Raw genomic sequence first — 19,295 nt, 5'->3', positions numbered from 1 at the left:
CATCCCTGTCTGCGTGAATAAAGGCAGTAGTGTAACGCTGTCGGTAAGGCTAAAGGCCATTAGTGGTCAGGTCGTGGCGCCTCTCATTCATTTGGGCCCGAAAATCTTGCCCAGCTTGTCCGGCGCCGGTGCGCCTTGTTGCTGTTGCAGCTCGCCCTTGTCGTCCATGTAGAAGATCGCCGGGGTGGCGGACAGCTCCAGTTCGTCCATCAGCGCCATGTTGGCGTCGAGCTTGGCCTGGACCTCGGCGGGGATCTTGGCCAGGGGCTTGAGGCTGCTGCCCTTGCCGGCTTTCTCGTGGTCCTGCAGGGCTTTCTGCGGGTCTTTGGCGGCCAGCAGGGCGGCGGATTTGCCCGGGCTGTCTTCGCGGATGATGCCGACCATGATGTGCCGCAGCTGGACCTTGCCGGCGTTCACCCAGGGCCGCGCCTGTTCCCAGAACATGTTGCAGTAAGGGCAGTTGGGGTCGCTGAACAGATAGATCACGCGCGGCGCGTCGGCCTTGCCATCGGCGATCCAGTGGCTCTTTTCCATCTTGGCCCAGACGGCCTTAGCCATTGGCGCGTACACCAGTTTTTGTAGCGGCTCGGCGCTCAGGTCCTTGCCGTCGGCGTCGTACAGGTTGCCCAGCAGCACATGTTTGCCGTCCGGGGTCAGGTACAGCGCCATGCCGCGGTTCTGGTACTGCGCGGCATAGCCCTTGAGGCCGTCCGGGGCATCGAAGCTGCCGACGATCTTGGCGCCTTTGGCTTCGATCTTCTTGATCGCCTCGGGCAGTTCTTCGGCGTGCAGCAGCGGGGCCTGGAGCAGGGCGGCGCCCAGGGACAGGCTCAGCAGGTGGCGGATGAAAGGCATGGCAATTTCCTTGAAGGGGCGGCCTGCGTGGCCGTGGTCGAATGCGCTGAGTCGAAATGTTCCAGGGCGCGGGCCAGGCTGGCTTCGGACAGCTCGCCCAGGTGGCTGCCGAGCAGGCGCCCGTCGGCGCTGTAGAACAGCGTAGTCGGTAGCGCCATGGAGCCCACGGCCTTGCCCAGGCGGCCGCTGCCGTCGAACAACACGTTGTTCAGGTTCAACTCCTGGGTGGCCAGGAAGGTGCTGACGCTCTGCATGCTTTCGGCCTGGTTGACGAACAGGAAGGTCAGGTCCGGGCGCTGCTGCTGGGCTCTTTCCAGCACCGGCATTTCCCGACGGCAGGGCGGGCACCAGGTGGCCCAGAGATTGATCACCAGCGGTTTGCCCTGGTAGCTGGTCAGTTGCACGGTGGCGCCGTCGGGGTTGCGCAGGGCGATTTCCGGCAGCCGCGTGCCTTGTTCGAAAAGGCTCAGGGACAGGGTGGCGAGCAGCCAGAACGCCAGGCCGCTGCCGACCCCGGCGCCCAGCGGCTGGCGCAGGGCCGGGCGGCGCCAGCCCCAGGCGAGGGCGGCCAGCAGCAGGACGATGGCCCCCGGCCAGGCGAGGAAACCGCCGTCGCGCAGGTCGATGATTTGCCACAGGTCGTGGCGATAATGCTTCCAGTAGGCGACCACGAAGCCGATGCGCGCCGCCAGCATGCCCAGCAGGAACAGGCCGAACAGCACCGATTCCGGGTTCTCGCCACCACGCTTGGCGACTCGCCAGCCGACCAAGGTGGCCAGCGCCAGGGCACTGATCAGCAGCAGGTGGTTGAGCGCGATGGCAAAGGTGCCGATGGTAAAGGTCAGCATCAACGGGCTTCTCGGGTAGCGGTCCAGCGTTGCAGGAAGGCAGCCGCGTCTACCTCACCGGTAATCCGCTGGCTGCGGCGTTCTTCGCCGTCCGGGCCGATCCACAGCAGGCTCGGCGGCCCCGGCACTTTATACCGGTTGAGCAGTTCGCGGCTGGCGGCGTTGTCGGCCGTCACGTCCAGGCGCAGCAGGTGCACGTCTTTCAGGGCCTCGAGGACCTGGGGTTGGCCGAACACCTGTTTTTCCATGATCTTGCAGGACACGCACCAGTCAGCGTAGTAGTCCAGCAGCACCCACTGGCCCTGGGCCCTGGCGGTGTCGAGGGCGCCTTGCAGGGCGGCCGGGTCGTTGACGGTGCTGAAGGCGTCGTGGGCGCTGACGGTCGCCACGCCATTGCCGCCGCTATAGACCTTCAGCGGTCGCCACAGGTCGTCGCTGCCACCGGCGGCGCCCACCAGCAGCAGGCTGCCCCACAGGCCGAACACCACCGAGCTGGCGCCGAACAGGTGCCCGGCGCGCCCGGCGGCACGCATCTGATACCAGGCGGTGTAGGCCAGGACCAGCGCCAGCGCGCCCCACAAGCCTATCCACAGCGATTCGTCGAGCACCGGGCGCAGCAGCACGATGGCGGTGCCGAGAAAGAGGAAGCCGAACACGCCCTTGAGCAGGTTCATCCACGGGCCGGGCTTGGGCAGGAAGCGGTTGCCCACGGTCACCAGCAACAACAGCGGCAGGCCGATGCCCAGGCCCATGACGAACAGGATCAGCCCGCCGTGCAGGGCATTGCCGCTCTGGGCGATGTACAGCAGGGCGCCGGCCAGCGGCGCGGTCATGCACGGGCCGACCAGCAGGCCGGACAGGGCACCGAGCACCCCGGCGCCGACCAGGCTGCCGCCGCTGCGCGAGCGGCTGGCGTTTTCCAGGCGATCGCGCAGGGCCGCCGGCAATTGCATCTCGAAGAAGCCGAACATCGGCAGTGCCAGGATCACGAACACCGCGGCAAAGCTGCCCAGCAGCCAGGGCTGTTGCAGCAGGGCTTGCAGGTTGGCGCCGAGCAGCGCGGCTAGCACGCCCATCGCGGCATAGACCAACGCCATGCACACCACATAGCTGCCGGCCAGGGCGAAGCCGCGCCGCGGGCTGGCGCCGCTGCCCACCACCAGGCCGGCGAGGATCGGCAGCATCGGCAGCGAGCAGGGGGCGAAGGCCAGCAGCAGGCCGAGGCCGAAGAACACCAGCAGGCTCCAGCCCAGGGCCCGCTGTTGCAGGCCGCTGGCCAGGGCCTGATCGCTGGCTTCGGTGGCATTGGCGGCGGCCGGACTGCCACCCAGGTCCACTTCCAGAGATTGCGGCGGGTAGCACAGGCCGGCGTCGGCGCAGCCTTGCCAGCCGACCTTGACCTTGCCGGTGGCGCCGGCGGGGATTTTCAGTTCCAGGCCCTGGCGATACACCTGCTGCGCGCCGAAGAATTCGTCGCTGTGGGCCTCGCCCTCGGGCAGCGCCGGTTTGTGCGCTTCCGCCAGGCCGTCGAATTTCAGCCGTTGCTGATACAGGTAATAGCCGTCGGCGATCTGCCAGAACAGCTGGGTTTCCCCCGACGCCAGGCGTTCGGAGGTGAAGACGAAGGCTTTGCCGACCGGGAGAAAGTCGGGTTTGACCTCGAACGGGTTGTTACCCGCCTGGGCCAGGCCCGACAGCAGCATGAACAACAGGATGAACAGACGACGCATGGAAAAGCCTTAAACCGGTGCAAGTGACCGCACAATGGCCGATGGCGATTAACCGATGATTAACCCTGCACGCCTTGTGGCACTAGCGGTGCAGGCATAATGTCGGCTTAATCGGCGCTCGATTTAATGCACCCCTTTTCTACAGGTTCCACCATGCACGTACTTGTCTGTGAAGATGATGAGCTGATTGCCAGCGGGATCGTGGCCGGCCTCACGGCCCAGGGCCTGACGGTCGAGCACGTGGCCACTGCCTCGGCGGCGCGGGCCATGCTCGGCGTGGCGGAATTCGACGTGATGGTGCTCGACCTCGGCCTGCCCGACGAGGACGGCCTGAAACTGCTCAAGCAACTGCGCCACAACGGCCTGGAAATCCCCGTGCTGATCCTCACCGCGCGGGACTCGGTCACCGACCGGGTCGACGGCCTGCAGGCCGGCGCCGACGATTACCTGCTCAAACCCTTCGACCTGCGGGAACTGGCGGCGCGCCTGCATACCCTGTTGCGCCGGGTGGCGGGGCGCAGCGTCAACCTGATCGAGCACGGCCGCCTGACCTACGACCCAAGCACCCGCGAAACCCAGCTCGGCGGCCAGCCGGTGGACCTGTCGCGACGCGAGCAGGCGCTGCTCCAGGCGCTGCTGCACAACCGCGGCCGGGTGCTGTCCAGCGAGCAGCTCAAGGACAGCGTCTACGGTTTCAACGACGAACTGGAAAGCAACGCCCTCAACGTGCATATCCACCACCTGCGGCGCAAACTCGGCAACGGCATCGTCGAGACCGTGCGCGGCCTGGGCTATCGCCTGGGGCCGGCGGATGGCGGGGAGGAGTCGTAAGTGATGAGCCTGCGTTTGCGCCTGAGCCTGACCATCGGCGCGGCCTTCGTGCTGATCTGGGCGCTTGCCGCGGCCTGGATGTTCAGTGACCTGCGCAACCAGATGATGTTTTCCCTCGACCAGCGCCTGGTGGCGTCGGCGCGCATGGTCGCCGGCCTGCTGGAGCAATTGCCGGCCTTGCCGAGCAAGGGCGAGGGCACCCATTTCAGCGCCGAACAGCTGAACATTCCCGGGGGCATGGCCTGCCAGGTCAGCTCCCTGCGCGGCGAGATCCTCGCCCGCAGCCATAACCATCCCGACGAAAAGCTCGAAGCCGAGCGCATGGGCTTTCACGACCAGATGATCGACGGTGTGCGCTGGCGCAGTTTCACCCTGGCCCGGGGCGACCTGCGTATCACCACCGCCGATCGCCAGGTCGAGCGTGAAGCGCTGAACATGTCGGTGCTGCTGGCGGCTTCGGTGCCGGTCGGCGTGGCCTTGCTCGGTTGCCTGTGGTTGTTGTGGCTGGGGATCGGCCAGGGCCTGGCGCCGCTGAACCGCATGCGCGATGCTCTGATGCGCCGCAGCGCCGACTCCCTGGAGCCGTTGCAGATCCAGCCGCTGCCCAGCGAGCTGCGGCCATTGCTGGAAACCCAGAACCAACTGTTCCAGCGCATCGGCAAGACCCTCGAACGCGAGCGCCGCCTGACCGGTGACGCCGCCCACGAATTGCGCAGCCCGCTGACGGCGATCAAGACTCACCTGCAAGTGGCGCGGATGACCGACGGCGCGGCCCGCGATCAATCCCTGGCGCGCGCCGAAGAAGGCGCCGACCGCTTGCACCGGACCCTGGAGCAGCTGCTGTTGCTGGCGCGGGTCGAAGGCAGCCTGTCGTTCGAGGACGGCGTGCAGTGCAGTGCCGAACAGGTGGCGAAAACCGCGATCCAGGACGCCGCCAGCGGCGCCCGGCAGCGGGTCAGGTTGCACATCGACGAGCGGGTGTCGGCGGCGCCGCTGGAAATGCCCTCGGTGCTGGCCATCGCTGCGCTGCGCAACCTGCTGGACAACGCCCTGCGCCACACCCCGAGCGATGCACCGGTGGAGCTGAACCTGGAAACCATCGGCAATCGCGTGCGTTTCCAGGTGCGCGACCACGGTGACGGCATTCCCGAGGATGACTTGCAGCACCTGACCCAGCGCTTCTGGCGCAACGGCCAGAGCACCGGTTGCGGCCTGGGTCTGGCCATCGTCCAGGCGATTGTCCAGCGCTGCGGTTGCGTGCTGCATTTCGACAGCCGGCCCGATGGCTTGCGGGTCGAGCTGACCATGCCGCTGCAAGCGGCCTGAGGGCCTCATCGCGGGCAAGCCTCGCTCCTACAGATATCACTTCTGTAGGAGCGAGGCTTGCCCGCGATGGCATTCTCATGTTCGCCACAACCTTTATGGTTGATACGCAATAAACCTCTCCCGGGTGTAAATCCTCTCGTCGCTGATGCGTTTCCAGAACAGGAAAACCTGCGAGTGCGCGCTGAACCGGCTGCGTACCTGTGTGGTGTGCGGTTTCGCTCAACTCATCAGCGTGAGGATTCGAGAGATGTCAGTTGCTACCAGCCTTGTCGACGATCAGCCCGCGCGGACCAGTCCCGCGCCTGCCGAGACGCTTTACCAGTTCACCGAATCGCCGTTGCTGGCCCGGCAGAACCAGCAGGAATCCAATGCCCGCAGCTACCCGCGGCGGATCCCGCTGGCGCTCAAGCGGGCGAGCGGGATTCATGTCGAGGACGTCGAAGGCCGGTGTTTCATCGACTGCCTGGCCGGTGCCGGGACCCTGGCCCTGGGCCACAACCACCCGGTGGTGATCGAAGCCATCCAGCAGGTGCTGGCCGATGAGCTGCCGCTGCTGACCCTGGACCTGACCACGCCGGTCAAGGACCAGTTCGTCCAGGACCTGTTCGGCCTGTTGCCGCCGGCCCTGGCCGCCGAGGCGAAAATCCAGTTCTGCGGCCCCACCGGCACCGACGCCGTGGAAGCGGCATTGAAGCTGACCCGTACCGCCACCGGCCGCAGCACCGTGCTGTCGTTCCAGGGCGCCTACCACGGCATGACCCAGGGCGCCTTGAGCCTGATGGGCAGCCTGGGGCCGAAGCGCCCGCTGGGTGCGCTGCTGACCACTGGCGTGCAGATCCTGCCGTTCCCTTACGACTACCGCTGCCCGTTCGGCCTGGGTGGCGAAGCGGGGGTCAAGGCCAACCTGAGCTACCTGGAAAACCTGCTGAGCGATCCGGAAGCCGGCGTGCAGCTGCCGGCGGCGATCATCGTCGAAGCGGTGCAGGGTGAGGGTGGGGTGATTCCCGCCGACCTCGACTGGCTGCGCGGCGTGCGCCGGATCACCGAGAAGGCCGGCGTGGCCTTGATCGTCGATGAGATCCAGAGCGGCTTCGGTCGTACCGGCAAGATGTTCGCCTTCGAGCACGCCGGGATCATTCCGGATGTGGTGGTGCTGTCCAAGGCCATCGGCGGCAGCCTGCCGATGGCGGTGGTGGTCTACCGCGACTGGCTCGACACCTGGCTGCCGGGCGCCCATGCCGGCACCTTCCGTGGCAATCAGATGGCCATGGCCACCGGTTCCGCGGTGATGCGCTACCTCAAGGAACACCAGGTGGCCGAGCATGCCGCCGCCATGGGCGAGCGTTTGAGCGAGCACCTGCGGATCCTGCAGCGCGACTATCCGCAGATGGGCGACATTCGCGGGCGCGGCCTGATGCTGGGGATCGAACTGGTGGACCCGGCCGGCGAGAAAGACGCCCTGGGCCATCCGCCGCAGTTCAGCCGCCTGGCGCCGCTAGTGCAGCGTGAATGCCTCAAGCGCGGGTTGATCCTGGAAATGGGCGGGCGCCATGGCAGCGTGGTGCGTTTCCTGCCGCCGCTGGTGATCACCGCAGCGCAAATCGACCAGGTGGCGGATATTTTCAGCCGCGCGTTGGCGGCGGCGGTCGCCAGCCTCTAATTTTCCACGGGCCTTGAACGTTCCTTATTCACAACCGCTGCGCGTTCAGCGCAGCGAGCCTTATAGCGATGGAGACACGTAATGACTTCAGTATTCGACCGCGAGGACATCCTCTTCCAGGTAGTGGTCAACCATGAGGAGCAGTATTCGATCTGGCCGGACTACAAGGCTGTGCCACAGGGCTGGCGCACCGTGGGCAAGAGCGGCTTCAAGAAGGAGTGCCTGGCCTACATCGAAGAGGTGTGGACCGACATGCGTCCGCTGAGCCTGCGGCAGAAGATGGACGCCCAGGCGGCGGCCAACTGATTACCGCGTACTGACGTTGACCTGTAGCCGCTGCCGCAGGCTGCGATAAGCCCGCCAGGGCTTCGGCGCTCTTAAGATCGCTGACGACCGTTCCGGTCGATCGCAGCCTGCGGCAGCGGCTACAGGGTGCAAAAGCCCGTTGAACCCCGCAGGTCCAGCGGGCTTTTTTGTGGGCGTCAGCCCAGGCGTTTGACGGCCTGCAAGGTGTAGCTCAATGGCAAGCGCCAAGGGGCGTGTTGCAGGTGCCATTCGCCTTGTTCGTCACAGCGCATCTGCCCGGGCAGGGCTTCCCAGGGGATGCTCTGGTGTTCCACCAGGCCGCTGATGTCCAGGCCGTGCTTGAGCAGCGCACTGACGATTTCCCCCAGGCCGTGGTTCCACGCATGGGTCACCGTGGCCTTGAGCGGTCGGTCGGTACTGACGTAGGTGCTGTCGTCGTCCCACACCAGCGGTTCGTTGCGCTCGAAGTAGGGCAGGTCGACCACCAGCGCATCCTCGCGGCTTTCGTCCAGGGCCCAGAGCATCGGGTGGCCTTCGCGGATAAACAGCCGGCCGCCGGGCTTGAGCAATTGGCTGACATTACGCGCCCAGGTGTCGACGCTGGGCAGCCAGCACAGAGCGCCGATACCGGTGTAGACCAGATCGAACGCGCCTTTGGGCAGCACCTCGCAGGCCTTGTAGACGTCGGACTCGACGAACTCGATGGCGCTCCCGGTGCGCGCCGCCAGGCTGCGGGCTTCGGCCAGGGACGCGGGGGAGAAGTCCAGCCCGGTCATCCGCGCGCCGAGGCGGGCCAGCGACAGGGTGTCGGTGCCGATATGGCATTGCAGATGCACACCGCGCAGGCCGCTGATGTCGCCCAGCAGCGGCAGGTCGAAACGCACCACCTCGGACAGGTGCCGCGGGTCGTCGACAAACATCTGCGCCTGGTAGTCCGGCGAGGCCGCGTGCAGCGGTGCGCGCTCGTCCCAGTTGGCCTGGTTGAGCTTGAGGTAGTCACTCATGGCGGGGCTTCCTGTCCGTTCGGTGGGAGCAGCAGGCTAGCACCGCCGAGGCGGTCGATTCTTGGGGGAATTTGTAAGCGCAGGCAGGCGCCTGTAGCCGCTGCCGAGCTTCAGCGAGGCTGCGATCACCCGCGAAGCGGGCGCCAAGCCAGGCAACCCCACACATCAGACCGGCGTCCGGTCCACGGGGCTGCGCCCCGATCGCAGCCTGCGGCAGCGGCTACAGGAATCGCGGTCGCGCCTCTGTCACCCATTCAAGACTTGGCGTTCAGCGCCGTGGTCACCTGCTTGATATTGTTCTCCAACTCCGCCAGCGGGTCGGCGCTGTCGGTTTGCAGCACCAGCAACTGGCTGCCGGCGGCGCTGATGGCGGCCTTGATCGCGTCGGACGGCTGGCGGTGATGCAGGACGATGGCCACGTCGTTGTCCTTGAGCCGGGTTTGCAGTTGCTGCAGGGCTTCGGGCGTCCACTCGTTGTCGGCGCGGGCGTCGACCTCCAGCAGCTCCAGGTTGAGCCCGCTGACCAGGTAACCGAAGTGGTCGCTGAGGCTGAGCACACTGAGGTTGTCGGCATTGGCCAGTTGCCCCTCGCTATCGGCGCTGAGCTTGAGCAGGCGTTGCTTGAGGCTGGCCAGGTTGGCGTCGATCTTCGGCTTGGCGGCGGGGGCCAGGCGCACCAGGTCGGCGGCCAGCACATCGGCCATGCGTCCCAGGTTATTGCTCGACAGCCACGGCTGGCTGTTCAGGCCGTCGCTCTTGCCGGGCTGCAGGGCGACCCCGGGCAGGGCGCCGTCCACCGGGCGCGCGGCATCGACTTCGACGATGCGGATGTTGCTGCGCCGCGCATTGGGGTACAGCGGGTCGTCCGGCCAGATCGAGCGCAGGCCGATCACCGCGTCGGCGCCGAGGGCCAGCTTATGCAGCGCCGGGGCGCCGCGGCCGGTGAAGTAGGCAGTCTGGCGTGAGCCCGGCAGGTTGTCGGGGGCGGCGCGTTCGAGTCGCACATCGGTGCCTTGCAGCAGCCACTGGGCGAGGCCGAAGGTGATCGGTAGCGAGGCCAGCACGGTGAGCGGCTTGGGTGAGCTGGCGCTGTGCAGCGCCGTGGTGCCCAGGCTCTGGTTGGCGGTGACGCGCATCGGTTCGAAACGGTCCGGCTGGGCCAGGGCCGGCGCGCTGCTCAGCCCGCCGAGGGCCAGGGCCAAAGCCAGGGGGCGTGTCAGGTGACGTAATGAACTGTGCATTTATCCGATATTCCCTTTGAGGCTGGGGACAATGCCGCGGGCAACGGCGGCCAGGGCGAAGGCGACACCGGCCACCAGGATGATCGCGGCGCCGGAGGGCACCGGCAGGTCGAAGAGGATCGGCAGCAGGATGCCGCACAGGGTGCTGACCGTGGCGATCAGCACCGAGATCCAGAAAAAGCCCTTGAGCGACTGGCTCAGCAGGCGCGCGGCCGCCGCCGGGATCACCAGCAGGGCGCCCACCAGGATCGCGCCTATGACTTTCACCGCGGCCACGGTGATCAGGGTCACCAGGATCACGAACAGGTAGTCCAGGGTTTTCACCGCGACACCGCGCACCGCCGCCAGTTGCGGGTTGAAGCTGGCCAGCATGATGCGGTTGTACAGCGGCAGGCTCAGGCCCATCACCAGGGCACCGACGATCAGCAGCACCAGCAGGTCGTTGCCGTTGACCGTGAGCACCGAACCGAACAGCACGTTTTCCAGGATGTGCACGTTGATCTTGCCGGCGAGGATCAGCAGCAGGCTGGCGCCCAGGGCCAGGGACACCGACAGGAACACCCCGATCAGGGTGTCCGGCGCCAGGCCGGTGCGGTTGCGCAGGTAGTTGAGCAGGATGCCGAACAGCAGGCAGTAGCCGAACAGGCTGCCGTAAGGGCCGGTGTAGGGTTCGCCGAGCAGGATGCCGATGGCCACGCCGGTCAGCGCCGCGTGGCCCACCGCTTCGGAGAAGAACGCGAAGCGCTTGACCACTACCAGGGTGCCGAGGCCGCCCAGCACCGGGCCGATCAGCAAGCCGGCGAGCAGGGCGTTGACCACAAACCCATAGGCCAGGGCTTCTGGCAGGTAACCGGAGGAGGCCCAGCCCTGGATCATCAGACGAAAGGCTTCGTAACTCATCAGGCAACACTCCCGCTGACGATATCCGCGCTGCGCGGGTGGGTGGAAAACAGCGTCAGCAGGCGTTCCGGGGTCAGTGCCTGCTGCGGGTGGGCGTCGAACAGCACGCGGCGATGCAGGCCGGTGACCCGGTCCGCCAGGCGGCCGACCGCTTCCAGGTCGTGCTCGATCCACAGCAGGGTGATCCCGGCCTGGCGCCAGTCGCCGAGCAGGCGCTCGAAGACCTGGATGCCGGCTTCGTCGAGGGCCGACATCGGTTCGTCCAGCACCAGCAGTTGCGGCGCCGGGATCAGCCCCTGGGCCAGCAGCACCCGCTGGCGTTCGCCGCCGGACAGGGCGCCCATGCGCCGCTTGCGTTTGTCCTGCATGCCGACCCGCTCCAGGGCTTCGCCTATGGCCGCGGCGTAATGCCGGCTGAGGCCGAGGAAAGCCGGGCGGCGCTGGCACATGGCGGCCATGAAGTCGTCGACGGTCATTGGCAGGCCGCGGTCGAATTCCAGGGCTTGCGGCACATAGCCGATCACCCCCGGCTCGCCCGGCCATTGCAGGCGCAATTGGCCCTGGTGGGGCATCTGCCCGAGCAGGGTCTTGATCAGCGAGCTCTTGCCGCCGCCGTTGGGGCCGACCAGCGCATGCACGGTGCCGGGCTGCACCTTGAAGCTGACGTTGTCGAGGATGGTGGTGCGACCCAGGGTCAGGCTGACCTGGTCGAATTCGATGGACGGGCCGCGGGCCAGGCTGTGCAGGGCGGTCATGCGCCGGCCTCCTGGATCGCCCGGACCACGGTGTCGAGGTTGCCGGCCATTTCCTTCTCGTATTTCTCGGCGCTGTAGTCGCCGTAGGAAATGTGCGACAGCGGGTACAGCTTGACCCCGGACTCGCGCTGGATGGTGTCGACGTAGGTGGAGGGGAAGTCCATCTCGGAGAAGATCACCTTGACGTCCAGTTCACGCAACTGGTCGATGGTCTTTTTCAACTGGCTCGGGCTGGGCTCGATGCCATGGGCCGGCTCGACCACGGCGGTGACTTCCAGGCCGAACTCGCGCAGCAGGTAATCGTAGGCGGCATGCACCGTGGCCACCCGCAGGTCGGCGTTGGGCGCCTTGGTCAGCTTGGCCAGGGCGTCGGCGCGCATCTGCCGCAGGCGTTTGCCGTAGGCGCGGGCGTTCTGGGTGTAGGTCTTGGCGTTGGCCGGGTCCATCTTGCCCAGCTCGCGGGCGATGTTGTTGACCTGGGCGATGGAGGCGCTGATGGACAGGAAGGTGTGCGGGTTGACCACTTTGCCGGCGCCGCGCGCGGCGATGCCGGTGGCGGCCAGCAGCGGCACGTTCTGATTGGCCTCGATCACCGGAATGTCCGGACGTTCGCTGGCCTCGATCATGCGGTCGGCGAAGTCGTCGTGGCCGACGCCATTGAGCACGATCACGTCCAGGGTGCCGATGCGCTTGATGTCTTCGGCGCGCGGTTCATAGGCGTGGGGGTTGAAGCCGGCGGGAATCAGCGGCACGACCTCGGCCTTGTCGCCGACGATGTTGGCCACGTAGCTGTAGTAGGGGTGCAGGGTGATGCCGATACGCAGACGCTTGGCCTGGTCGGCCGTGGCGAGAGGGCTGAGCAACAGGGCGAACAGGCTGACCAGCAGCACCCGCAGGAGCGGGCGGCGTTGAGATGAAATAGGCATGGGCTAGCGGTCTTCTCTCGGTGAATGCGTGGGTTCAGTGGCGATGCTGGCGGGTCACTCCGGCATCGAATTGCGCGACCACCTGCTGCCAGCCGGCACTGGTCAGGGCGGCGTCGCTGAGGTCGTTGGGGGCGGCGAGGGATGGGCCGCGGTTGAGCCAGATGTCCGGGTCGGCGGCCGGGTCGGCGGCGATGCGCATCAGGAAGGAGCCGGCCACTTGATTGTTCTGGCTGAGGCCGACATAGGCCTGTTGCCGCAGTTGCCAGGTATGCCCGCCACGGCTCACAGAACTGGCGTCCTGGGCAAAGGGCGCGAAACCTTCCTCGGCCAGTTGTTCGGGCGTCGGCAGGGCCTGGGCTTCTTCGCGCAGCAGGCGGATTTCGTCGAGGGTCACCCGCAGGTCGGCGTATAGGCCCTGTTCGCCGGCGGTGAGGTCGCGGCGGGCGTCCAGTTGCTGGCTGTCGATGCTGGCTACTTCGCTGGTTTCGCCGCGCCAGAGCACCACGGTGCCGGCCACGCTGAGGATCAACAGGCACAGCAGCAGGACGTAGAGGGTTTCATGGCCGGCACCGGCCGGGCGCACAACTTGGTGGGTGGAGGTGCTCATGGGGCCTCGATGTCGGCTTGGTCGATCTCGACCACGTGGCCGGGGCCGGCGTCGAACAGCACGTAGAACTCGGCGTCGGGTTTCTTGAAGGTCAGGGTGGAGTCGGCGCCCAGTTTGCCGGGCACCAGGATGGTTTCGTCGTAGCCGATCACGTCCAGGGTCACCCCCGGGGCGCCGCTGCCGTCGGAGAAACCGCCGGTGCAGCGGATCTGCTCGCCGTCGATCTGCTTGCACTCGCACATCGGGTTATGGGCCAGGGCGCCGCCGCTGAACAGGGCGCTGGCCAGCAGGAGTGCGCCGGCACCGAGCAGGCGCAGGCGGGCGGTGGGTACAGCAATCATGGTTTGCCTCCTTGTTGGTTCAGCCAGGCGAGGGTGGCCGGGGATGCCTGGCCCAGGGGGATGGCTGCCTGGTGCATGCTGCCGTCCCAGCCTTCCATGGTTATCCACAGCTCGGCGTCGGCCTTGGTCTTTTGCGGAATGGGCAGGCTGGCCCCCATGCGGTACGGGGTGCCGAAGAAGATCACCCCGGCGGCGCGCAGGCTGCGGGGTTTGCCGATGCGCAGGTAGGTGGCCTTGACCTGGTCGATACAGGCGTCGCACAGGGCGGCATTGAAGCCCTTCATATAGCCGGCCGGCCCCTGGAGTTGTGGTGCTTGATTACGCAATTCGGCCAGGCGCAGGCTCCAGGGCCCGACCTGCACCTCGCCCACCTCGCGCTCGCCCAGGCCGCTGTCGCCACGGGCCAGCGCCGCGTCGGCGAAGTACTTGGGCATGAAGCCGAGGGGGATCAGTAACAGCAGGATGTTCAGGTGGAAACGCCATTTCAGCCAGAACTGGCGCAGGGGCGAAACCGGCATTGGGTTGTCTGTCTTGCTCACAGGTTGCCCTCCGGCGTGTCGCTGTGCAGGGCCGCAACCGGGCGCTGGGCGAGGGCGGGACGTGGTGTCTTGGTGCTGCGCTTGAGGGCCGCGGCCGTGGCCAGGGCGGTGCGTTTGGTCCAGATCAGCAGGCCGCTGAGCACCATCATGCTCAGCAGCAGGCCGAAGAAGCACCAGATCAGCTTGATCCAGATGCCGCCGAAATCACCGGTGTGCAGCGGACGCATGGATTCGGTGACGAACTCCAGCGCCGAGCGATGGGACAGCAGGTGCATGGTATCGACCGAGCCGCTGTAAGGATTGAGGTTGGCGGTCTGGTACATCAGCGGGTACCAGCCGCGGCCGCCAATGAACAGGTGGCTGTAGGCATTGCTCGGCAGCATGACGAAGCTGACCTCGAAGCCCGGGATCTGCTGGGTGGCGATGCGGATGGCTTCATCGACGCCGATCATCGGCGCCGGGCTGCCGTCGGCGGAGGTCGGCACGCTTTCGCGGGCGATCACCGGAACTATGGGTTCGCTGGAAAGGGTGATCTGGTTGTCGCCAAGAATCGCCTGGATCAGGAACCAGGTGCCGGTGATGGAGATCACCGCGATGAACCAGATCGACCAGATGCCGCTCAGGCGATGGAAGTCGCCCCAGAAAATCCGCGCGCCATGGCGCAGGCGCAGGGTCGGCTTGAGGAAACCCTTCCAGAACTTCTTGTAGACCACCAGGCCGGTGACCAGCGAGGCCAGCATCGGCAGGCCGAGCAGCGATACCAGGTACCAGCCCCAGCTGTAGCCGTTGGTGAAAGGCACCAGCCACCAGCCGTGCAGGGCGCGGGTGAAGGCCTGGAAGTTGAATTGCGGGCTGACGCCCTGGATGACGCCGGTGTACGGGTTGACATAGACCTCGACGGAACGGCCATCGGGGTAGCTGACGCCCACGGTCAGGGCGAAATGCGCTTCGTCGGGGGTGCTGATGCTTTCGACCAGGGTCTGCGGTTCGGCCTGCTTGATGGCTTTGACGATCTGGTCGTAGCTCAGCGGTTGGGCGTCGCCTGTGGGTTTGCTGGCGCGGATGTCGGGGTTGGCCAGCCAGACGATTTCCTGGCTGACCACGGCCAGGGTGCCGGTGACGCAAACGATCAGCACAAAGAACCAGATGGGCAGGGCCAGCCAGCTGTGAACGAGAAACCAGATTTTCGAGCGGGACTTCTTCGACATTGAGCACGCGTCTTGATTCGAGGAGTGGAGCCGCGGGCGGCTGGTAAGCCCGGAGAGAAACCCGCGGCGTAACCTTCGCCAACGCGACCTGCTGCATCTAATTAAGACGAATGAGAATCGTAAATCCCGAAAGACGATATGAAAGTAAATGTTTCCGCGCGACCAATGGCGTGCACAAGGCCCGCGCTGTGGGGCGTTGGGGGGGCGCTATCGCGGGCCAGCCTCGCGCGCTTCTTCTGTAGGCGCGAGGCTTGCCCACGATCAACGGTTTTCAGGCACAGCACTTATCCCTGCTGTTTAAACATCTCCACGGCCCGCTGCTTGATCTGCTCTTCGCTCAGGTCTTCCTTGCGGGTGGCGAGAAACCACAGGTGGCCGAACGGGTCTTTGAGGGTGCCGCTGCGGTCGCCGTAGAACTGGTCCTTGACCTCGGACACCACCTGGCCACCAGCGGCGATGGCCTGGGCGAACTGTTTGTCGACATCGTTGACGTACAGGTGCAGGCCGACGGCGGGTGATTGGTCGGGATTGCTCAGTGGCCCCTGATCGCAGGGCGTTCCTAGCATGATCGGGCAGTCGCCGATGCGCAGCTCGGCATGGCCGACGCTGCCGTCGGGCATGTCCAGGCGCATGACCTGGGTGGCGCCGAAGGCATTCTTGTAGAACTCGATAGCCTCGGCAGCCTGCGTAATCCCCAGGTAGGGCGTGATGCTGGGGTAACCCTCGGGGATGGGTTTGACGCTCATCTCGGTTCTCCTTTCTTGTCATGGGTTTGTCGAAGTGAACCTGGCCGGTTTTCCGGTCGGTTCACTATAGGCTCGGGCAGTCCACAGTCTGGCTTGAACTGACGAGGTGTCCGCCTGGCAACAGTGAGCCAGCGATCAGGAGGAAGAGGTGCAGCCGCTGCCACAGGCTGCGGTCGGGCTGGGTGCCGCCCGCTCAGTCGGTTTCCAGCAATCGCGCGCCCGGGCCGCGCTCGCCCAGCTGATCGCCCTGGTTGCGCAGCGGGCAGTCTTGCATCGACAGGCAACCGCAGCCGATGCAGCCATTGAGGCGGTCGCGCAGCAGGGTCAGTTGCTTGATCCGCTCATCCAGCTCCTGGCTCCACTGCTCGGACAGCCGCCTCCAGTCGGCGGCCGTCGGTGCGCGGTGGTCCGGTAGGCTGCGCAGGGCCTGGCCGATCTCGGCCAGGGGAATGCCCAGGCGCTGCGCCACCTTGATCAGCGCCACCCGGCGCAGCACTTCCCGCGGATAACGGCGCTGGTTGCCGGCGTTGCGGTTGCTCTTGATCAGCCCCTTGGTTTCATAGAAATGCAGGGCGGTGACCGCTACGCCACTGCGGGCGGCCACTTGGCCGACGGTGAGTTCCTTGTGCACGGTTTCGGGGCTGGGCATGCAGCGCTCCTGCGGGTGGGGAATGAGCAAAAGTCGCTTGACCTTTACTTAACTGGAGGTTTTACCCTGCGGAACTTCGAATCACAAGATTCCGTTTATCCGTCAGTGGGGACTTGCCATGCACGCGTTTGCGCAAAACCGCAGCTTTACGCAATTGATCGAATTCGAAACCGAACCCCATCAACAATCCGGCCTGGTGTCGGCGCTGTCCGAGCAGACCGAACGCCTGGCCCAGGGCTACCCGGGTTTCCTGAGTGGCAGCGTGCAGGCCAGCGAGGACGGCCGGCGGGTGCTCAACTACCTGCAATGGCAAACCCGGGAAGCCGGCGAGGCGGCCTTCCAGAGTTTCGAGAAGGGCGAACAGGATTTCTGGCAACTGCTGCGTGCCTATCAGGCCAAGACCGTGACCTTTGGCTCGTTCCAGGTGGTGCGCAGCATCGAGCGCAGCCCGGACAACGCGTTGCACTGCCGTCTGGCCAGCTAGATCGACAGTTGCAGGGTGCGCTCGTGCTGGCCGGGTTTTTCCGGCGGGCGGCGCTTGTTCACCGCCAGTTCGCCGATCTTGATCAGCCGGGTGCGGGTGACGTTGCGGCTCAGGCCCAGCAGGTTGGCGGTGTGCACCTGGTTGTAATGGCTGAAGCGGTAGGCCGCGCGCAGCAGCGCGTCCTCGACCTTTTCATGCAGGGCGCCGGCCTGCTCTTCGAAGAGTTTGTGAAAGGCCCGCTCCAACAGGGCTTCGGCTGAGTCGTCATGGCTGTGGTGGCTGTCGTCCTGGCGCTCGATGCGCATGTTCGACAGGCGCAGGTCGTCGCGCTCGATCACGCCGTCGCGGCAGATCAGCAGGGTGTGGTGGATGACGTTTTCCAGTTCGCGGATATTGCCCGGCCAGCTGTAGCTGCGCAGCTTGTGCTCGGCCTCGCTGCTGATGGTCACGGCGCCGTAGCCCAGGCGCTGGCTGTAGGCTTCGATAAAGTGCCGGGTCAGCGGCAGGATGTCGCCGGGGCGCTCGCGCAACGGGCTCAGTTCCAGGCTGACGACGTCGAGGCGGTAGTACAGGTCCTCGCGAAAATGCCCGGCGTTGATGGCTTTCTCCAGTTGCACGTTGGTCGCCGCCAGCACCCGCACATCGATGGGAATGCTTTTGCGCGAACCCAGGCGCACCACTTCGCGTTCCTGCAGCACCCGCAGCAACTTCACCTGGATCGCCATCGGCAGGTCGCCGATTTCGTCGAGGAACAGGGTCCCGCCATTGGCCTCTTCGAACCAGCCGGCCTTGGCGCTCAGGGCCCCGGTGAAGGCGCCTTTTTCATGGCCGAACAGCTCGGCCTCCACCAGCGACTCGGAGAACGCGCCGCAGTTCACCGCCACGAAGGGCCGGTTGCGCCGGGCGCTGAGGTTGTGGATATGGCGCGCCACCAGCTCCTTGCCGGTACCGGTTTCGCCGATGATCAACACGCTGGCCTCGCTCGGCGCGACCTGCTGCAGATGCGCCAGCAAGGCCTGGGATTTCGGGTCTTCGAACACCTGGGCGGTGGCCCGGATCGAGGTGGCCAGGGCCGGCGAGGGCGGTAGGGTCAAAAGCTGCATGGACAAGCTCCGGGAGCAGAAGGCTAGGAATAGAAAGTCGGGGTCGGCAGGGACTGGTTCAGGGCCCAGTCACCCAACTCATGGAGTTTGTAATCCACCGGGTCGTGCAGGGTTTGCGTGCGCAGGTTGCGCCAATGCCGGTCCAGGCGCAGGGAGGCGTGGGTGGAGCGGGCGCCGGTGACCTCGAACAGGCGGCTGCACAGCTCCAGGCCCTGGCGCGTGGTGGCGACCTTGGCGGTGGCGATGGCCGTGGCCAGGTGGCCGCGCTCTTCGGCGCTCAGGTTCGGCCCCTTGGCCCAGGCCTTGTCCAGCAGCTCCGCGGCGCGCTCCACCAACAGCCGCATGCCTTCCAGGGCCACCCAGAAATCCCCGTAATGACCCAGCACATAAGGGTCCTGATAGGCCTCCTGCGCGCTGGACTTATGCCAGGGCCGGGTTTCGGTGAGGGTGTACTGGCGAGCTTCTTCAAAAGCCCCTTCGGCGATGCCGAGGAACATGTGGGTGAAGGTCAGTTGGGCGATCAGTGGGCGCAGGCAGGCGAAGGGCGTGCTCAAGGGCCCCGGGTCCAGCAGCAGTTCCGATTCCTCGACCCGCACCCGCTCGAAGCTGGCGCTGCCGCTATCGGTCTGGCGCTGGCCCATGTTGTTCCAGTCGTTGTGCAGGGTGATGCCGCTGCGGCCGCTGGGGATGGCGGCGATCAGCAGCTTGCCGCCGTTGCTTTCGTCGACCGCCGAGGCGATGAGCATTTCCGAATCGCTGGCGCCGGAGCAGAAGCTCTTCTTGCCGGAGAACTCGCGCCAGCCGCCGAGGTTCTTCACCACGGTACGGGTGTCCAGCGGGTTGAGGGCGTTGCCCCAGAACCAGTTCTTGCGCGCGGTCTGTTCGAACCAGGGTTGCCATTGTTCCGGGCGGGCGAACAGGCGCACGGTGGCCAGCATCAGGTGGTGGAAGCCGAAGACGTGGGCGATGGAGCTGTCGACCTTGGCGAACTCGCGGACGATGTTCAGGGTCTCGCTCCAGCTGGCGCCGAGGCCGCCGTACTGGGTGGGAATGCTCAGGGCCAGCAGGCCGCTCTGGCGCAGGGCGTCGCGCTGGGCTTTCGGGGTACCGCCGCGTTCGTCGCGTTCGACGGCGGTCAGGGCAAACTCGGCCGCCAGCTGGCGGGCGGTCTGCAAGGGGGACAACAAGGCGCTTTGCGGCTTGGCAGTCACGCGGTGTTCCTCGTTCGGGGCCGGT

21 protein-coding genes are annotated in these 19,295 nt (G+C 66.1%); 5 read left to right on the top strand and 16 right to left on the bottom strand.

The window, feature by feature from the left end; all coding sequences use genetic code 11:
- Positions 1–87 precede the first annotated feature (87 nt).
- The 3 genes from dsbG to dsbD are packed head-to-tail and all read right to left on the bottom strand — an operon-like array spanning position 88 to position 3,433.
- A complete protein-coding gene (gene dsbG / locus CXQ81_RS23060; RefSeq protein WP_101338674.1) occupies positions 88–855 on the bottom strand; it encodes a thiol:disulfide interchange protein DsbG in 768 nt (255 codons plus the stop codon).
- Positions 831–1,703 carry a TlpA disulfide reductase family protein gene (locus CXQ81_RS23055; protein WP_007922874.1) on the bottom strand — a complete coding sequence of 291 codons (873 nt, stop codon included), beginning with the start codon at positions 1,701–1,703 and terminating at the stop codon, positions 831–833. Before CXQ81_RS23055 ends, dsbG begins: the two co-directional genes overlap by 25 nt.
- On the bottom strand, positions 1,703–3,433 hold the full coding sequence (dsbD, locus tag CXQ81_RS23050) for a protein-disulfide reductase DsbD (protein ID WP_101338673.1): 1,731 nt from the start codon (positions 3,431–3,433) through the stop codon (positions 1,703–1,705). Before dsbD ends, CXQ81_RS23055 begins: the two co-directional genes overlap by 1 nt.
- A 153-nt stretch (positions 3,434–3,586) precedes the next feature.
- Between dsbD and CXQ81_RS23045 the strand changes: the two genes are divergently transcribed.
- The 4 genes from CXQ81_RS23045 to CXQ81_RS23030 all read left to right on the top strand — a co-directional run bounded on the left by CXQ81_RS23045 (position 3,587) and on the right by CXQ81_RS23030 (position 7,556).
- Positions 3,587–4,264: a response regulator gene (locus tag CXQ81_RS23045; RefSeq protein ID WP_007922871.1), complete on the top strand. Its 678-nt coding sequence runs from the start codon at positions 3,587–3,589 to the stop codon at positions 4,262–4,264.
- A gap of 3 nt (positions 4,265–4,267) precedes the next feature.
- Positions 4,268–5,590, top strand: a complete 1,323-nt coding sequence (locus CXQ81_RS23040; RefSeq protein WP_007922870.1) for an ATP-binding protein — start codon at positions 4,268–4,270, stop codon at positions 5,588–5,590.
- 247 nt (positions 5,591–5,837) lie between these two features.
- Complete coding sequence (locus CXQ81_RS23035; protein ID WP_101338672.1) at positions 5,838–7,250, top strand: aspartate aminotransferase family protein; 1,413 nt, start codon at positions 5,838–5,840, stop codon at positions 7,248–7,250.
- Positions 7,251–7,331: 81 nt separating this feature from the next.
- A complete protein-coding gene (locus CXQ81_RS23030) occupies positions 7,332–7,556 on the top strand; it encodes an MbtH family protein (protein ID WP_007923760.1) in 225 nt (74 codons plus the stop codon).
- Between the two features lie 176 nt (positions 7,557–7,732).
- On the opposite strand, the gene CXQ81_RS23025 is transcribed toward CXQ81_RS23030, so the two are convergent.
- From CXQ81_RS23025 to soxR, 11 genes are all read right to left on the bottom strand, one after another.
- Positions 7,733–8,560 carry a bifunctional 2-polyprenyl-6-hydroxyphenol methylase/3-demethylubiquinol 3-O-methyltransferase UbiG gene (locus CXQ81_RS23025; RefSeq protein ID WP_101338671.1) on the bottom strand — a complete coding sequence of 276 codons (828 nt, stop codon included), beginning with the start codon at positions 8,558–8,560 and terminating at the stop codon, positions 7,733–7,735.
- A 254-nt stretch (positions 8,561–8,814) separates the two neighbouring features.
- Positions 8,815–9,801, bottom strand: coding sequence for a metal ABC transporter solute-binding protein, Zn/Mn family (locus tag CXQ81_RS23020; RefSeq protein ID WP_101338670.1), 987 nt, complete (start codon positions 9,799–9,801; stop codon positions 8,815–8,817).
- A complete protein-coding gene (locus tag CXQ81_RS23015; protein ID WP_085531635.1) occupies positions 9,802–10,701 on the bottom strand; it encodes a metal ABC transporter permease in 900 nt (299 codons plus the stop codon). It lies immediately after the preceding gene.
- The gene (locus CXQ81_RS23010; RefSeq protein ID WP_007930424.1) at positions 10,701–11,456 is read right to left on the bottom strand and encodes a metal ABC transporter ATP-binding protein; all 756 of its coding nucleotides are present in this window, start codon (positions 11,454–11,456) and stop codon (positions 10,701–10,703) included. Before CXQ81_RS23010 ends, CXQ81_RS23015 begins: the two co-directional genes overlap by 1 nt.
- On the bottom strand, positions 11,453–12,382 hold the full coding sequence (locus tag CXQ81_RS23005; protein WP_007930423.1) for a metal ABC transporter substrate-binding protein: 930 nt from the start codon (positions 12,380–12,382) through the stop codon (positions 11,453–11,455). Before CXQ81_RS23005 ends, CXQ81_RS23010 begins: the two co-directional genes overlap by 4 nt.
- 34 nt (positions 12,383–12,416) lie before the next feature.
- Positions 12,417–12,989 carry a DUF6162 family protein gene (locus CXQ81_RS23000; protein ID WP_101338669.1) on the bottom strand — a complete coding sequence of 191 codons (573 nt, stop codon included), beginning with the start codon at positions 12,987–12,989 and terminating at the stop codon, positions 12,417–12,419.
- A complete protein-coding gene (locus CXQ81_RS22995) occupies positions 12,986–13,330 on the bottom strand; it encodes a hypothetical protein (protein ID WP_007930420.1) in 345 nt (114 codons plus the stop codon). The genes CXQ81_RS23000 and CXQ81_RS22995 overlap by 4 nt, the downstream gene beginning before the upstream one ends.
- A complete protein-coding gene (locus CXQ81_RS22990) occupies positions 13,327–13,848 on the bottom strand; it encodes a thiamine pyrophosphate-binding protein (RefSeq protein WP_101338668.1) in 522 nt (173 codons plus the stop codon). Before CXQ81_RS22990 ends, CXQ81_RS22995 begins: the two co-directional genes overlap by 4 nt.
- Positions 13,849–13,865: 17 nt before the next feature.
- Positions 13,866–15,077 (bottom strand): PepSY domain-containing protein, encoded by a 1,212-nt coding sequence (locus tag CXQ81_RS22985; RefSeq protein WP_053262110.1) that lies wholly within the window; start codon positions 15,075–15,077, stop codon positions 13,866–13,868.
- Positions 15,078–15,361: 284 nt separating this feature from the next.
- Complete coding sequence (locus tag CXQ81_RS22980) at positions 15,362–15,823, bottom strand: VOC family protein (protein WP_101338667.1); 462 nt, start codon at positions 15,821–15,823, stop codon at positions 15,362–15,364.
- 193 nt (positions 15,824–16,016) lie between these two features.
- Entirely contained in the window at positions 16,017–16,472 is a 456-nt protein-coding gene (gene soxR / locus CXQ81_RS22975; RefSeq protein WP_007930416.1) for a redox-sensitive transcriptional activator SoxR, read from the bottom strand.
- A gap of 118 nt (positions 16,473–16,590) precedes the next feature.
- Between soxR and CXQ81_RS22970 the strand changes: the two genes are divergently transcribed.
- Positions 16,591–16,956, top strand: coding sequence for an antibiotic biosynthesis monooxygenase (locus tag CXQ81_RS22970; protein ID WP_007930415.1), 366 nt, complete (start codon positions 16,591–16,593; stop codon positions 16,954–16,956).
- On the opposite strand, the gene CXQ81_RS22965 is transcribed toward CXQ81_RS22970, so the two are convergent.
- Positions 16,953–18,059, bottom strand: a complete 1,107-nt coding sequence (locus CXQ81_RS22965) for a sigma-54-dependent Fis family transcriptional regulator (protein WP_053262107.1) — start codon at positions 18,057–18,059, stop codon at positions 16,953–16,955. The two genes, CXQ81_RS22970 and CXQ81_RS22965, sit on opposite strands and share 4 nt — an antisense overlap.
- A 23-nt stretch (positions 18,060–18,082) precedes the next feature.
- Positions 18,083–19,270 (bottom strand): acyl-CoA dehydrogenase family protein, encoded by a 1,188-nt coding sequence (locus tag CXQ81_RS22960; RefSeq protein WP_007930413.1) that lies wholly within the window; start codon positions 19,268–19,270, stop codon positions 18,083–18,085.
- Positions 19,271–19,295 lie beyond the last annotated feature (25 nt).

This window comes from Pseudomonas sp. 09C 129 (assembly GCF_002843625.1).
GTDB lineage: Bacteria > Pseudomonadota > Gammaproteobacteria > Pseudomonadales > Pseudomonadaceae > Aquipseudomonas > Aquipseudomonas chlororaphis.
This window is presented reverse-complemented; position numbering and strand designations above follow the sequence as displayed.

Excerpts from the sequence above, each read along its gene's own strand:
- CXQ81_RS22970 (WP_007930415.1), top strand. The coding sequence starts at position 16,591 with ATGCACGCGTTTGCGCAAAACCGCAGCTTTACGCAATTGATCGAATTC.
- CXQ81_RS22965 (WP_053262107.1), bottom strand. The coding sequence starts at position 18,059 with ATGCAGCTTTTGACCCTACCGCCCTCGCCGGCCCTGGCCACCTCGATC.
- CXQ81_RS22995 (WP_007930420.1), bottom strand. The coding sequence starts at position 13,330 with ATGATTGCTGTACCCACCGCCCGCCTGCGCCTGCTCGGTGCCGGCGCA.
- CXQ81_RS23005 (WP_007930423.1), bottom strand. The coding sequence starts at position 12,382 with ATGCCTATTTCATCTCAACGCCGCCCGCTCCTGCGGGTGCTGCTGGTC.
- CXQ81_RS23055 (WP_007922874.1), bottom strand. The coding sequence starts at position 1,703 with ATGCTGACCTTTACCATCGGCACCTTTGCCATCGCGCTCAACCACCTG.
- CXQ81_RS23015 (WP_085531635.1), bottom strand. The coding sequence starts at position 10,701 with ATGAGTTACGAAGCCTTTCGTCTGATGATCCAGGGCTGGGCCTCCTCC.
- CXQ81_RS22985 (WP_053262110.1), bottom strand. The coding sequence starts at position 15,077 with ATGTCGAAGAAGTCCCGCTCGAAAATCTGGTTTCTCGTTCACAGCTGG.
- dsbD (WP_101338673.1), bottom strand. The coding sequence starts at position 3,433 with ATGCGTCGTCTGTTCATCCTGTTGTTCATGCTGCTGTCGGGCCTGGCC.
- soxR (WP_007930416.1), bottom strand. The coding sequence starts at position 16,472 with ATGCCCAGCCCCGAAACCGTGCACAAGGAACTCACCGTCGGCCAAGTG.
- CXQ81_RS23035 (WP_101338672.1), top strand. The coding sequence starts at position 5,838 with ATGTCAGTTGCTACCAGCCTTGTCGACGATCAGCCCGCGCGGACCAGT.
- CXQ81_RS23000 (WP_101338669.1), bottom strand. The coding sequence starts at position 12,989 with ATGAGCACCTCCACCCACCAAGTTGTGCGCCCGGCCGGTGCCGGCCAT.
- CXQ81_RS23040 (WP_007922870.1), top strand. The coding sequence starts at position 4,268 with ATGAGCCTGCGTTTGCGCCTGAGCCTGACCATCGGCGCGGCCTTCGTG.
- CXQ81_RS23025 (WP_101338671.1), bottom strand. The coding sequence starts at position 8,560 with ATGAGTGACTACCTCAAGCTCAACCAGGCCAACTGGGACGAGCGCGCA.
- CXQ81_RS23030 (WP_007923760.1), top strand. The coding sequence starts at position 7,332 with ATGACTTCAGTATTCGACCGCGAGGACATCCTCTTCCAGGTAGTGGTC.
- dsbG (WP_101338674.1), bottom strand. The coding sequence starts at position 855 with ATGCCTTTCATCCGCCACCTGCTGAGCCTGTCCCTGGGCGCCGCCCTG.
- CXQ81_RS23045 (WP_007922871.1), top strand. The coding sequence starts at position 3,587 with ATGCACGTACTTGTCTGTGAAGATGATGAGCTGATTGCCAGCGGGATC.
- CXQ81_RS23020 (WP_101338670.1), bottom strand. The coding sequence starts at position 9,801 with ATGCACAGTTCATTACGTCACCTGACACGCCCCCTGGCTTTGGCCCTG.
- CXQ81_RS22990 (WP_101338668.1), bottom strand. The coding sequence starts at position 13,848 with ATGCCGGTTTCGCCCCTGCGCCAGTTCTGGCTGAAATGGCGTTTCCAC.
- CXQ81_RS22980 (WP_101338667.1), bottom strand. The coding sequence starts at position 15,823 with ATGAGCGTCAAACCCATCCCCGAGGGTTACCCCAGCATCACGCCCTAC.
- CXQ81_RS23010 (WP_007930424.1), bottom strand. The coding sequence starts at position 11,456 with ATGACCGCCCTGCACAGCCTGGCCCGCGGCCCGTCCATCGAATTCGAC.